A 13,932-nucleotide genomic window follows, 5' to 3' on the forward strand; every position below is an offset into this window, starting at 1 on the left:
TTTTTTATAAAAAATAAATTTTTAATTTAAAAATTTATTTAATAAATCTTCAGGATTATTTAAATCATCCGATTCTAAATTACCCAATTTTTTTGATATTTGTTTTTGTTTTTTAATAAAATCCATTAAATTATTAATATCAATCATTTGATTTCCCGAACCTTTACTAATTCTTATTCTTCTTCTGTTATTATTTTCAATTAATATAGGTTTTGATCTTTCTTCTCTAGTCATACTTTTGATAATAGATTGAAATTTTTGTAGCACATCTTTATCTAAAAAAGGCATTTTTTTTATTTTAGAACTGATGCCAGGAATAAAATTTAATATTTTGTTTATAGATCCTAATTTGTTTAATAATTTCAGTTGTTTCATTAAATCATTATAATTATAATCTTCTTTTAAAATTCTATCAAATGTTTGTTGATCTTCAGTTGTATTTATTTTTTCTTTGACATTATCAATTAATGTTAAAATGTCACCCATATCTAATAATCTAGAAGCGATACGGTCTGGATAAAAAATTTCAAAATTATCATCATCATGTTTTTCTGATGAAGAAGTAAATTTAATAGGTAATTTTGTTATATATTTCATTGATAAAGCTGTTCCGCCTTTTGTATCAGAATCCATTTTTGTTAAAACAATCCCTGTGGCTCCTATTTGTTCATGGAATCTTTTAGCTATATTAACTGCTTGTTGACCTAAAAGTGCGTCAGCCACAATTAATATTTCAGAAGGATTAACTTTTTGTTTAATTGTTTTTATTTCTTCTATCATTTTATTATCAATAGTTAAACGTCCAGCGGTATCAATAATAACTACTTCAAAATTATTTTTTAAAGCATATTTTATTCCATTATCAATAATGTTCAAGGTTTTTTCATTTTTTTCCGAAAAAACTTCAATATTTATTTTTTGACCAATAGATTTTAATTGTTCTATAGCTCCAAATCTATAAATATCAGCAGCAATTAATAAAACCTTTTTTTTCATTTTGTTTTTAATAAAAAAAGATAATTTACCAGCAGTTGTTGTTTTGCCGCTTCCTTGCAACCCCATTAAAAGAATAATATCTAAATTTTTATTTAAATTTAAATTAACATTTTTATTTCCTAAGATAATTATTAAAACATCTTTTATAATTTTAATAATTTGTTCTTGAGGTTTAATTCCTTTAATAATTTCTTTACCTAAAGTTTTTTGTTTTATCAATTCATTAAATTCAGTAATAACTTCATAGCTAACATCGGCTTCTAAAAAAGATAAACGAATATCTTTCATTATTATTTCGATATCTTTTGCGTTAATAAATTTTTTGCCTTTAATTTTATTTATAATTTTAGTTAAACTGTTACTTAAAAAACTCATTTTCTTTATTTGTCTTCGCTTTCTTTATAGTTGTTTCACTAAATTTATTAATTTCCAAACAAAGTATCAATATAATGATTAATATCAAATTCTATTAAATCATCAGCATGTTCTCCAATTCCTATATATTTAGTGGGTAAATTGTACATATTTTTAATTGTTAAAATCAAGCCACCTTTTCCAATTCCATCCAATTTCGTCAAAATGATGCCACTTAAATTAATAGTTTTATTAAAAGTTTCTACTTGTTTTAAGCCATTTTGCCCAAACATAGCATCTAAAATTAAAAAAACTTCATGAGGAGCATCAGGAATTATTTTTGCAATAACTCTTATGACTTTTTCTAATTCCCTCATTAAATTCACTTTGTTTTCTAATCTACCTGATGTATCACATAAAATAATATCAAAATTTTTATTTTGCGCATAAGTTAAAGCTTCAAAAAATAAACTTGATGTTTTAATGTTGCCTTTTTTATAAAAAACTTCATTATTAGTTTTTTCGCCCCATTTTTTTAATTGTTCTATGGCACCAGTTCTAAAAGTATCACCAGCCACTAATAATATTTTTTTCCCTTTTTGTTTTAATTTAGCAGCTAATTTCCCTATAGTTGTTGTTTTACCTACTCCATTAACTCCAACAAACAAAAAAACTTTTTTGTTTGTTTTTTCTGTATTTACATTTCTTGTTTTTAACATTTTATTATCTTTTGTATAAAAAGTAAAAATTTCTTTTTTGATTAAAGGCAATAATTCTATAGATTTCACGATCTTGTCTTCTTGAATTTTTTGTCGAATTTTAGAAATTAAATAAGCAGAAGTTTTAACTCCGATATCTGATTTAATAAATAAAATTTCTAAATCGTTTATCAAAGATATATCAATGTTTTCTTTTTTTAAAATAGATTCATGCCATTGAATAAAATTATATTCTAATTTTTTAACCCCTAATAAAATTTCTTTCTTAGGTTTTTTGTTAAATAAATTTTTAAAAAAATTAAACATAATAAACGCCTCTATCATATTATTATATATTATATAAAAATTATATTTATAAAATATAATTAAATATTTTTTCATTCATTTGAATTATTTTTTTTTGAATTTTGTGTTAAATTTACAATTTTATTACACTTAGGAAAAGTGCTACAACCTAAAAATTTACCGCGTTTGCTTTTTCTCTTTATTAAAAAAGAACCACATAAATCACATTTTTCTTCTGTTAACGAATTTTTTTTTGTTAAATTAACAACTTTTTTACATTTAGGAAAATTACTACAACCTAAAAATTCTCCGTATATACCGTTTCTCTTCACTAAAAAAGAACCACATAAATCACATTTTTCTTCTGTTAAAATTGGTTTAGGTTTTTCTATTTTTTTATTAGCTATTTCATAAAGTGTTTTGAATTCATTATAAAATTTTTTTAAAAGAGTTATTTTATTAATACGACCAGAAGAAATATCATCTAAGTTTTGTTCCATTTTCGCTGTATATTCGACATTAATTATCGAAGAAAAAAACTTCTCTAAAATATTTTTGGTTAATACACCCGATTTTGTACAAACCATTTTACCATCTTCGATAACAACATAACATCTTTTTTTTAATATTTCAATGATATAAGCATAAGTAGAAGGTCTGCCGATTTTTAAATATTCTAATTCTTTGATTAAAGAAGCTTCTGTAAAACGAGCTGGAGGAGTAGTCATTTTTTTAATTATTTCGATTTTGGTAGGTATATATTCTTTATCTTTTTCCCAAGAAGGTAAAACGGTATTTTTAAATGCTTTGTTTAATATTTTTTGATAACCGTCGAAAAAAATTTCGTTCCCTTCTGCTATAAAAAGATATTGATCAACTTCAAAAAAAAATTGAGTTGTATTAATAACAGATTCTGACATGAAACTACCCAAAGTAACTTCATAAATCCTAGTATATAAAGATAATTCATATTTATTTAAATATTTGCTTAAACTTTCAGGTGTTCTTGTGATATCAGTTACTCTGATAGCTTCATGAGCATCACTAATATTTTTGTTTTTCATATTGGGGATTTTCTGATTATTACCTACATATTCAGGACCATAAGTGTTTAGAATAAAAGATTGAATTATTTTTTCAAATTCATTAGAAACTCTAAAAGAATCAGTTCTCATATAGGTAATTAAACCAATTCGTAAATTATCTATATCTATTCCTTCATAAAGTTTTTGTGCTGTTGACATTGTATTTTTAGCGCTCATAGAAAGATTTTGAAAAGCATCTTGTTGCAAAGTAGATGTAATAAAATTTTTAGGAGGTTTCTTTTTGATTTTTTTATTTTTAATAGTTTTTAACAAAAATTTTTTATCTTTAATTTTATTAAAAATTTGTAGAGCTTCTTTTTTTTTTATTTTATGATTTTTGGGTTTAATAACTAAATTAGCTTGAAAATCTTTAAAATGTACTTTAATTAAATTATATTCTTCTGGAATAAATTTATTGCGTTGTTCTTCTAAATCAACAATTAATTTTAAAGCAACTGATTGAACTCTTCCTGCTGATTGAGAATTAATTTTTCTTACTAAACGTGATAATTTAAAACCAATAATTCTATCTAAAATTCTTCTTGTTTCTTGAGAATCTACTAATTTTTCATTAATTATACAAGGAGATTTAAATGCTTTTTGGACTACATTTTTAGTAATTTCATTAAATAAAATTCTGTTTTTTTCTTTTTTATCTAAACCTAAAATTTGTGCTAAATGCCAAGCTATTGCTTCTCCTTCTCTATCTGGATCCATTGCTAAAAAAACTTTTTTATTTTGGGTTTTTTTGATTAAGTCTTTTACTATTTGTTTTTGTTTATCAATAATTATATAATCTGGTTTAAAATTATTAGTAATATCAATTCCTAAACGTTCTGAACCTTTTAAAGATAAATTTCTAACATGTCCTTTGGAATATACAACTAAAATATTATTACCTAAATAACTACTTATAGTTTTTGCTTTAGAAGGAGATTCTAAAATAACTATTTGATTTTTCATCAATATACATAACTTTCTTTTTTATACATATTTTTTTATGTATCTTCTATAAAAAAGTTCTAAAATTAAGATCATAATTTATTTTTGGCATTTTCTTACTTCGAACTTTTTTTAAAATAATAGATGATAAATTCTTTTCTTGTTCAAAATCAAAAAAATTGGAATCATTATTATATATTTTATTTTTTAAAACTTGTAATAAATTGTCTTGTTTTAGTTCCGCATCATTTAAATTAAAAAGTTTTTTAATGCTTTTTGGATAATTTTCTTTTAAATATTTAAATAAATAATCAACAATTTCTTTGTCAATAAAAAGATTTTCTTTTATACAACCACAAATAGCTAAAGAATAACCTATTTCTTTATAACTAAATTTTGGCCATAAAACACCAGGAGTATCCAACAGTTTCATATTATTATCTAGGTTAATCCATTGCATGTGTTTCGTCACGCCTGGTAAATTAGCAGTTTTAGTTACTTTTTTACCTGCTAAACAATTAATTAATGTTGATTTGCCTACATTAGGAACACCCACGATCATCAATTTTAAAAACTTTTTGATTTTTTGATTTTGAGATTTTAAAATTTCTGTAATTTTAGGATATATTTTATTAATATTAATTTTTTGTTTAGCATCAATGTTTAAAGTATAAAATATTTTCTTTTTATAAAAAAAATTTAGAAAAAAACTATTTTGTTCTAAATCAGCAAGATAACTTTTATTTAATAAAATTAAAAATGGTTTATTATTTAAAAACTTTAAAAGTTCAAAATTCATACTCGAAAAGGGAATCCTAGCGTCTAAAATAATTAAAATAAAATCAACTAATTTTAAATTATTTTTGATATTTTTAAAAGTTTTAGACATATATCCTGGAAACCATTGAATATTAATCACTAATCGAATACCATTTTTCTATTTATTATAATAATACCGTATTTATTTTGTATTTTTTATTTCTTCATTTAATTCATTCAAAATATCATTTATATCTATATTTTTATCTTTTACAAATCTTTGCTTACTATAAATTTGAGCAACTTCTTCCCCCACAATACTAATAATCAAACATCCTATTTTATCAATAAGTGTATTATAACAAAGTTTTGTAAAAATTTTTTTAGCCCAATGAAAAGGATTAATTACATTTAAAGTATTAGAAGCTATATTTAATATTTTATTAGTTTTTTGATATTTTTCAATATATTTTTTATCTATTAATTTATGTTTTAAAATAAAAATTTGTTTTAAAGTCATTTTTTTAAAAAAAAATATAATTTTTTTATTAAATAAATCATCTATTCTATCATGCATATATTGCATTAATAATAAGCTTTCTTCGATGGTAATTTCTAAATAAGGAACACTGGAATTAGGATAAAAACCATAAGATATGGATAAAATTAAACTTTTACAATTTTGTAACAAATATAACATATAATTGTCTTGGTTTGTTTTGATATCTTTTTTAAACATGTCTTGTGTATTTTTAATTAATTTATTAATATCTGCGTTCGTTAGTTTATCATTTTTATTTTTTATTTTTTGTATTTTTTTATTAAATTGTTTTAAAACAGAAAATAAATATAACAAACAAAAAATTACTAAACCGAAACAAAATCCTACAAAAAAAGAAATAAAGATGTTTAAATTATTCCAATTTATTGATAAATCCATTATTTGTAAAAAACCCCTTATTGTCAAAATAAACTTCTTATTTTATTGATCTGAAAATAAGAAATTGAAATAATATTATCTTTATTCAATTATACCAAAATATATATTTTGTTTGTCACCTAGTGTGGAATTAAAATATAAACGAGGTATCCAAATGATAATATTTTGTTGATCTACTACCAACCAAATTTTTTCTCTTTGAGTTAAATTAATTTTAGAATTTATCAAAAATTTTTTTAATTTTTGTCTTCCAAAATGAAATTGTAAAATATCACCTGGCTGTTTTTGTCTTAATATAAAAGGTGGTTGAAGGCGATCTACATCATAAAATATTTGTTGAATAGAAGAACAAAACGATAAAACATTTTTATTATTATAATGTAATGAAGGTTTTGTCATTTGGTTAACTTGTTCCGTTTTTATTTTTTTTTGCCAAAAAAATTTATGATATTGTTTAATTAATAACCATTCTAAAGAAGGGAAAGCCCATGTAATATTAGGTTTGTTATTATTTTGCAATCCTTTTACAATATTATTTATTAAATAAAAATTTTTATAAATATTTTTTTTTTCTAATAAAGATACAATAATATCTTTTTGAATAACAATATCTAATTGTAAAAAAGATTTTAAATCAAAAAAATTATTATTCATTTTTTTTAAAAAAAAATTAGTTTGTCTTTTTAAAAAGGTATTCATTTCAGTAATTTGAAAATGAAATTTTTGAATATTTTTTAAAAAATTATTTATTTTTTTAAAAAAAGGAATAATTTGGTTTCTTATTTTATTACGAGTATATATATTTAACTTATTGGTATAATCTTCTAAAAAAGGAATTGCGTTTTTAATAGCATAAGATGTAATTTTGTCTTTTGAAATATATAAAAATGGTTTTAAAAAATAAAAATTATCGTGACAATATGATGATTGCATTCCGCTATACCCTAACAAAGAACTGCCTCTTGAAAGTTTTAATAAAATGGTTTCTGCTAAATCATCTAAATGATGAGCTGTTATTAAATAAGGAGTTTTATATTTAGAAGCAATTAATTTTAATTTTTCTTTTCTTAATATTCTAGCTTTATTTTGAAAATTTTGGTCTTCTATGTTTAATTCAAAATAATAAAAAGGAATTTTTTTTAAAAGACAATATTCCTTTATCAAAATTTTATCTTTTAATGATTCTTTTCGTTTTAAATGATTAAAATGAACCACAATTAAATTATACTGTAAATGATATAAATAATCTAATAATACCATAGAATCAATGCCACCACTTACAGAAATAATGTAAATTTGTTTTTTATCCATTTCGAGACACAAAGATAACATCATAATTCAATTCCTTTTTAATTATCATTTAAACTATTTTATTATTTGTTTTTTTCTAATTTTTGTAATTTTAAAATTGTTAATTGTTTTTCGTCAATGAAATCAGGACTTTTCATCATTAAATCTTGACCACTTTGTGTTTTAGGAAAAGCAATAACATCTTTAATATTATTTGTTTTAGTAAATAACATTACTAAGCGATCTAAACCTAAAGCAATTCCGCCATGAGGAGGTGCACCGTATTTTAAAGCTTCATTAAAAAAACCAAAATTTTGTTGAATTTCTTCTTTGGTCAGTCCTAATTTCTCAAAAATAAATTCTTGAACTTGATATTGATAATTCCTTAAGGAACCTCCACCAATTTCATAACCATTCCAAATTAAATCATAAGTTTGTGCTTTTACTTTATCAGGTTCTTTATATAATTGTTCTATATTTATGGGCGCAGTAAAAGGATGGTGAATAGAAACATATTTCATTTGCGATTCATCCAATTTTAATAAAGGAAAATCAACAATCCATAATAAAGATTCTTTGTGAGGTTCATATAATTCTAAATCTTGCGCTAATTTATTTCTTAAAAAACCTAAAGCTTTTAAAACATTATTTTGGTTAATTTCTTTTACTTTGTTAAATAAAATAAAAAAATAAATTTCTTTTTCTTTTATAAAAGATGAATTTGTTATAAAATTGCTTAAATATCCTTTGAATGTGTTGTTTTGCTTTTGAATAAAATTTAAATCTAAAGTAAATTTTTCTTTAATTAATTTTTTATAATAATCTAATTTTTTTCTTGAAAAAAAATCTTTATGATTATTTATATCTAATTTAATTCCTTTGATGTGTTTTTTAATATTATCTTTATTTAAAAAATCAACTTCAAAATAAGATGTTAAGTTTTCAATCAACAAATCAAATCTTAAATCAGGTTTATCTGTTCCATATAAGTTTAAAGCTTCATCATAAGTTATCTTTGTCAAAGGAGTTTTTAAGTTTTGTTTGAAAATACAATCAAAAAGGTTTTTTATTATTTCTTCTATTAAAGTCATAATGTTTTCTTTAGTACAAAAAGAAGCCTCGATGTCTATTTGAGTAAATTCTGGTTGTCTATCAGATCTTAAATCTTCATCGCGAAAACAACGTGCTATTTGAAAATATCTTTCGAAACCAGATAACATATATAACTGTTTGAAAATTTGTGGAGATTGAGGCAAAGCATAAAAACTTAAAGGATAAATTCTGGAAGGAACTAAATAATCTCTAGCTCCTTCAGGCGTAGATTTAGATAAAATAGGGGTTTCTAATTCTAAAAAATTATTATTTAAAAGAGTTTGTCTTATATTTTGAGTAATTTGATGACGTTTCACTAAATATTTTTTTTTTTCTTCTTTTCTTAAATCTAAATAACGATATTTTAAACGATGTTCTTCTGAAGCTTTTGTTTTTTCAAAAATATTTAAAGGTAAATCTTGAGCTTCAGATAAAATTAGGCATTTTTTAATTAAAATTTCGATTTCTCCTGTTTGTAAATTTAAATTTTTATTTATTCTTTCTCGAACTAAACCTTTAATTTCAACTACACTTTCTGTCTTTAAAGAAGCTATTTGATGATATTGAGTATGTTCTTTATCGATAACTAATTGTATAATTCCAGAAAAATCTCTTAAAATTAAAAATATTTTTGCTCCTATATTTCGTTTTCTTGCGATCCAGCCCTTAATTAAAACTATTTGCCCTTCATTTTTTAATGTTATTTCTGTATTAGACAAAATGTATTTTGTTTTCATTCTACGCAAACAATCTTTCTTTTAAAAAATGTATTATTTTTGATTTATTTATGTCAGTATTTTGATGCGTTAAAACATTTTTAATGGTCACTTTATTTTTTTCCATTTCTTTTTTACCTATAAAAATAATATATTTAGGTTCTAAATATAAGATTTTGGAAAATTGTTTTTTAAAATTAAATATTTTATAATTCATTTCAGATTTTATATTATTTTTTCTAATTAACCTTAATAAAAATACAGCATCTAACATAAGTATATCATCTAAAACAAATACATAAACATCTAAACATTTTTTTGGGTAATTTTGAAAAAAAAGATTTTCTTCTAAAACTAACATTAAACGTTCCATTCCAAATGCACAACCTATACTATTAATTTTATGACCACTAAATTCTTTGATAAGTTCATTGTAATTGCCACCGCCGCCTAAAATTAAATTTTGTTTTTGTTCAAGTGAAAAATAAGAAATTTCAAATATAATATCAGTATAATAATCTAAACCTCTAACTAATTGAAAATCAACTTCAAAATTAATCTGAGCTTTTTGCAAAATATCTAAAATAGTTTGAAATTTATATTTAGATTCTTGTGTTAAATAATCAAAAATAACAGGAGCTTCTTTTAAAAATTTTTTGAAAGCACATTCTTTGCAATCAAAAATTCTTAAAATATTTGTTTTTATCCTTTTTAAACATAAATTGCATAATTGATTTGTATTTTGTATTATATAAGGTCGAAAATTTTTTAAAAAACGATTGCGAGATTCTAAATCTCCTAAACTATTAATTATAATTTTAGCTTTTAAATTGAGTTCATCTAACAAATCGTTTATTAAAATAAAAATTTCTATTTCTGATAAAAAATTTTGAATTCCAATTACTTCAAATCCTATTTGATGAAATTGACGATAACGTCCTTTTTGAGGTCTTTCGTAACGAAAAAAAGGGCCATAATAATAAAATTTTTTTAATTCATTATCATGATAAAGTTTATTTTCGACATAACTTCTAACAATAGAAGCTGTCCCTTCAGGTCTTAAAGCTATTTTTCTATTTTTTTTGTCTATAAATTGAAAAATTTCTTTTAAAACCATTTCAGAATATTGAGCGGAACGTTGAAAAACTTCCAAATATTCTATAATAGGAGTTCTAATTTCTTGAAAATTATACTTTGCTAAATATTTTTTTATTTTATTTTCTATAATAATCCATTTATCAAGTTCAGGAAATATTAAATCATGCGTTCCTTTAATTTTGTTCATAATTGTTTTTTAATTAATTCCTCTATAAATTTGATAAATATTAGGTAATTGAGATAAATCAGAAATAAGTTTATCTATTTCTTGGATATTATTAATTAAAATTTTTAATCTAATTTTGGTTTCTGATGTTTTGTAATTGATTACATTCATTTTTAAAATATTAATACCTAATAAATTAATTTTTTTATTTATATCAATAAAAACCGAAGGATCCCGAGAAATTATTAAAAAAATCCAAGTAAAATATTTTGATTTAGAATTATTATGCCAATAAGCAGAAATCATTCCATCAGAATTGTTTTTATATAAATTTGGACATTGTTTTCTGTGAATTTTGATACCTTGACCTTTGGAAATAAAACCTATAATATCTTCATTAAAAACAGGAGAACAACAATTAGCTAATTGTAATTTGACATTTTTAACTCCTTCTATAAAAATACCAATATCCTCGCAATAAGATAATTTATTATAATTTGTAAGTGTTTTGTTTTCTACTTGAACTTTTGTTTTTTCTAAAACATTATTAATTTTACTAATAATTAAATTACAAGTAATTTTTTTATTAGCGATAGCGATATATAATTCGTTGATATTTTGGATGTCTTGTTTATGAAAATGTTTATTTAAAAAATTTTGATCAATCACAAAATCTATTTTTTTATTATTTAATTCTTTTTCTAACAGCTCTTGTCCTATTTTAATTAAATATAAATGTTCTTTTTTATTTTTATGTAAAATTTTTTTAATTAATTTTTTAGCATGAACTGTTTTAACTATTTGTAACCATTCTTTGTTAACACGAAAAACATTTTTATTAGTTTTAATATTTATAATATCGCCGTTTTTTAAAATGTAATCTAAAGAAACAATTTTCCCATTAATAATAGCGTTTGTCATTCTATAACCAATAGAAGAATGAATTAAAAAAGCAAAATCAATTGGTGTTGAACCTTTTGGTAATTCATATACTTCTTGTTTGGGAGTGAAAACGTATACATTTTCTGTTAAAATTTCATTTTTAATAGCATTTACAAAATGTTGAGAATTTCTAGGAAAATTACTTTCTGAATCTTGGGTTATTTTAATTAATTCTTGATACCATCTTAATTTTTTAGCAATTTCTAATTGTTTATCTTGTTTGGAATAAGTTTTATTTTCTTTATAACCCCAATGAGCAGCAATTCCTTGTTCAGCAATTTCATTCATCTGTTTAGTTCTTATTTGTAATTCGAATAAAGTTCCATCTTTAGATAAAACAGTATTATGTAAAGATTGATATAAATTAGATTTAGGAACCGCAATATAATCTTTAAATCTTAAAGGCAAAGGAACATAATTAGAATGAATAATTCCTAAACAACGATAACATAAATCTACTTCATCTACAATAATACGAATAGCTAATAAATCAAAAATTTCTTCAAAACTTACTTGTCTTTTTGTCATTTTTTTATAAATGCTATAAATATTTTTGCTTCTGCCACTAATAGAAAAATTTTTGATATTAGAACTATGAAATAACTTTTCAATATTATTAATAATTTGTTTAATAGATTTTTCTCTTTCGTTTTTTTTCATATTAATTAAACTAGAAATTCGATAATATTCTTCAGGATTAATATAGCGAAAAGAGAGATCTTCTAATTCTGATTTGATTTTAAATAAACCTAAACGATGTGTTAAAGGGACATAAATACTTAAAGTTTCTTTCGAAATACGTATTCTTTTATCAGGTCTCATTATTTTTAAAGTTTGCATATTATGCAGTCTATCAGCGAATTTTACTAATATTACACGAATATCATTGGCCATAGCTAAAAACATATTTTGTTGATTATCGATTTGTGTTTGTTGTTGATTAAACACAATTTTAGTTAATTTAGTGGTTCTTTTAACTATATCAGCAACATCTTCGCCTGCAAAAGATTTTAATTCTTCAAAAGTTAAATCAGTGTCTTCTAGAGTATCATGCAACAAACCTGCGATCAAAGTGTTAGGTTCGCTTTTTAATTCAGATAGAATTTTAGTCACATGAATAGGATGAATAATAAAATCTTCTCCTGTTGCTCTTTTTTGATTTTTGTGTTTTTCTTTAGCTAATAAATAAGATTTATGTATTTTGTTTAAAATATCTGGATTTTTAATATATGAATTAATTTGCATTGTTAATTCTTGATATATTTTATCTTCTGTTTTAGGTCCTTTATTGGATTTATTTTCTAATAATAACACAAACAAATCACCCTATTATCTTTTATATTTTTATTATTGATATTTTTAAAAAATGAACTATATAAGTTTAAAGTAAATTTATACATACATCAGTTTTTGATTTTGATAATAAACTTCTTTTATTATACCAGCTCCTAAACAAAAATCTTTTTTATAAAAAGAACAAACTTGACCAGGAGTAACTAATTTAATTTTTTGATAATAATAAACTTTAATTGTATTTTCGCTTAAAAATATTATTTCAACTTCTTGATCAGGTTGGCGATAACGAAATTTAGCTGATACCCTTATTTTATCATTTTTTTTATCAAAATAAAAGCCGCAATTTCTCCAAACAACATCAATAACTAAAGCTGAATCGCTATATAAATAAGAACTATTAGAGTTTTGGTCAACGTAAAGAGTATTAGATTTTAAGTCTTTGCCAACAACGAACCAGGGGGATTGGTTTTCTTTTGTTACGTTTAAATTTAATCTTTTTCTTTGTCCAATAGTATATTTGATAACGCCTTCGTGTTCTTTTAACAAAACACCGTTTATATCTTTGATAGGTCCTTTTTTGGTTTTTAAATAATTATTTAAAAAAACAAAAAAATTTCTTTCTCCAATAAAACAAATGCCTGTGGAATCTTTTTTGGTAGCGGTAATGAATTTTTCTTTTAAAGCGATTTGTCTTACTTGTTCTTTATTTAATTCACCTAAAGGAAAAAGAATATTTTGTAATTGTTCTTCTTTTAATTGAGATAAAAAATAAGTTTGATCTTTATTATTATCTAAAGCTTTAGCTAAGATATTTGTTTTATTTTTATAAATAATTCTAGCGTAATGCCCCATAGCTATATAATCGGGTTTGAATTTTTGAACGTATTTTATAAAAGCATCAAATTTAATTCTATTATTACATAAAACATCAGGATTAGGAGTTAAATTTGCTTTTAAACTATTTAAAAACGAAAGAAAAACTTTATTCCAATAATCTTCTGATAAATCTACTTTATGGCATTTAATTTTTAATTGTTCAGCAACTTTAAGAGCATCTTTAAAATCTTGTTCTTGAGGGCAAATATTATTATTAATAAAAGGATTGCCTTTGATATCATAATTTAAACTACTATCCCAATTACGCATAAAAACACCTTCAACATCATAACCTTTTTTTTTTAAAAGAAAAGCAGCTACACTACTGTCGACGCCGCCAGATAATCCAATAATTACTTTTTTTTTCATATTTAAA

General features: G+C 22.3%; 10 protein-coding genes. All 10 read right to left on the reverse strand.

Going from position 1 to position 13,932, the window contains the following annotated elements:
- Positions 1 to 21: 21 nt before the first annotated feature.
- The 10 genes from ffh to mnmA all read right to left on the reverse strand — a co-directional run bounded on the left by ffh (position 22) and on the right by mnmA (position 13,925).
- Complete coding sequence (ffh, locus tag Q2306_RS00255) at positions 22 to 1,371, reverse strand: signal recognition particle protein (protein WP_323847764.1); 1,350 nt, start codon at positions 1,369 to 1,371, stop codon at positions 22 to 24.
- Between the two features lie 47 nt (positions 1,372 to 1,418).
- A complete protein-coding gene (gene ftsY / locus Q2306_RS00260) occupies positions 1,419 to 2,375 on the reverse strand; it encodes a signal recognition particle-docking protein FtsY (RefSeq protein WP_323847765.1) in 957 nt (318 codons plus the stop codon).
- Positions 2,376 to 2,446: 71 nt separating this feature from the next.
- Complete coding sequence (gene topA, locus Q2306_RS00265; RefSeq protein WP_323847766.1) at positions 2,447 to 4,402, reverse strand: type I DNA topoisomerase; 1,956 nt, start codon at positions 4,400 to 4,402, stop codon at positions 2,447 to 2,449.
- A gap of 46 nt (positions 4,403 to 4,448) precedes the next feature.
- Positions 4,449 to 5,300 carry a ribosome biogenesis GTPase YlqF gene (ylqF, locus tag Q2306_RS00270; protein ID WP_323847767.1) on the reverse strand — a complete coding sequence of 284 codons (852 nt, stop codon included), beginning with the start codon at positions 5,298 to 5,300 and terminating at the stop codon, positions 4,449 to 4,451.
- A gap of 42 nt (positions 5,301 to 5,342) precedes the next feature.
- Positions 5,343 to 6,080, reverse strand: a complete 738-nt coding sequence (locus Q2306_RS00275; RefSeq protein WP_323847768.1) for a hypothetical protein — start codon at positions 6,078 to 6,080, stop codon at positions 5,343 to 5,345.
- An 81-nt stretch (positions 6,081 to 6,161) separates the two neighbouring features.
- The gene (tilS, locus tag Q2306_RS00280; protein WP_323847769.1) at positions 6,162 to 7,412 is read right to left on the reverse strand and encodes a tRNA lysidine(34) synthetase TilS; all 1,251 of its coding nucleotides are present in this window, start codon (positions 7,410 to 7,412) and stop codon (positions 6,162 to 6,164) included.
- A 41-nt stretch (positions 7,413 to 7,453) separates the two neighbouring features.
- Complete coding sequence (aspS, locus tag Q2306_RS00285; RefSeq protein ID WP_323847770.1) at positions 7,454 to 9,199, reverse strand: aspartate--tRNA ligase; 1,746 nt, start codon at positions 9,197 to 9,199, stop codon at positions 7,454 to 7,456.
- 1 nt (position 9,200) lies between these two features.
- Positions 9,201 to 10,463, reverse strand: a complete 1,263-nt coding sequence (gene hisS / locus Q2306_RS00290; RefSeq protein WP_323847771.1) for a histidine--tRNA ligase — start codon at positions 10,461 to 10,463, stop codon at positions 9,201 to 9,203.
- A 9-nt stretch (positions 10,464 to 10,472) separates the two neighbouring features.
- Positions 10,473 to 12,698 (reverse strand): RelA/SpoT family protein, encoded by a 2,226-nt coding sequence (locus Q2306_RS00295; protein ID WP_323847772.1) that lies wholly within the window; start codon positions 12,696 to 12,698, stop codon positions 10,473 to 10,475.
- A gap of 78 nt (positions 12,699 to 12,776) precedes the next feature.
- On the reverse strand, positions 12,777 to 13,925 hold the full coding sequence (gene mnmA, locus Q2306_RS00300) for a tRNA 2-thiouridine(34) synthase MnmA (RefSeq protein ID WP_323847773.1): 1,149 nt from the start codon (positions 13,923 to 13,925) through the stop codon (positions 12,777 to 12,779).
- Between the last annotated feature and the right edge of the window lie 7 nt (positions 13,926 to 13,932).

Origin of the sequence: Phytoplasma sp., assembly GCF_035187685.1 — a bacterium.
Lineage (GTDB): Bacteria > Bacillota_I > Bacilli_A > Acholeplasmatales > Acholeplasmataceae > Phytoplasma.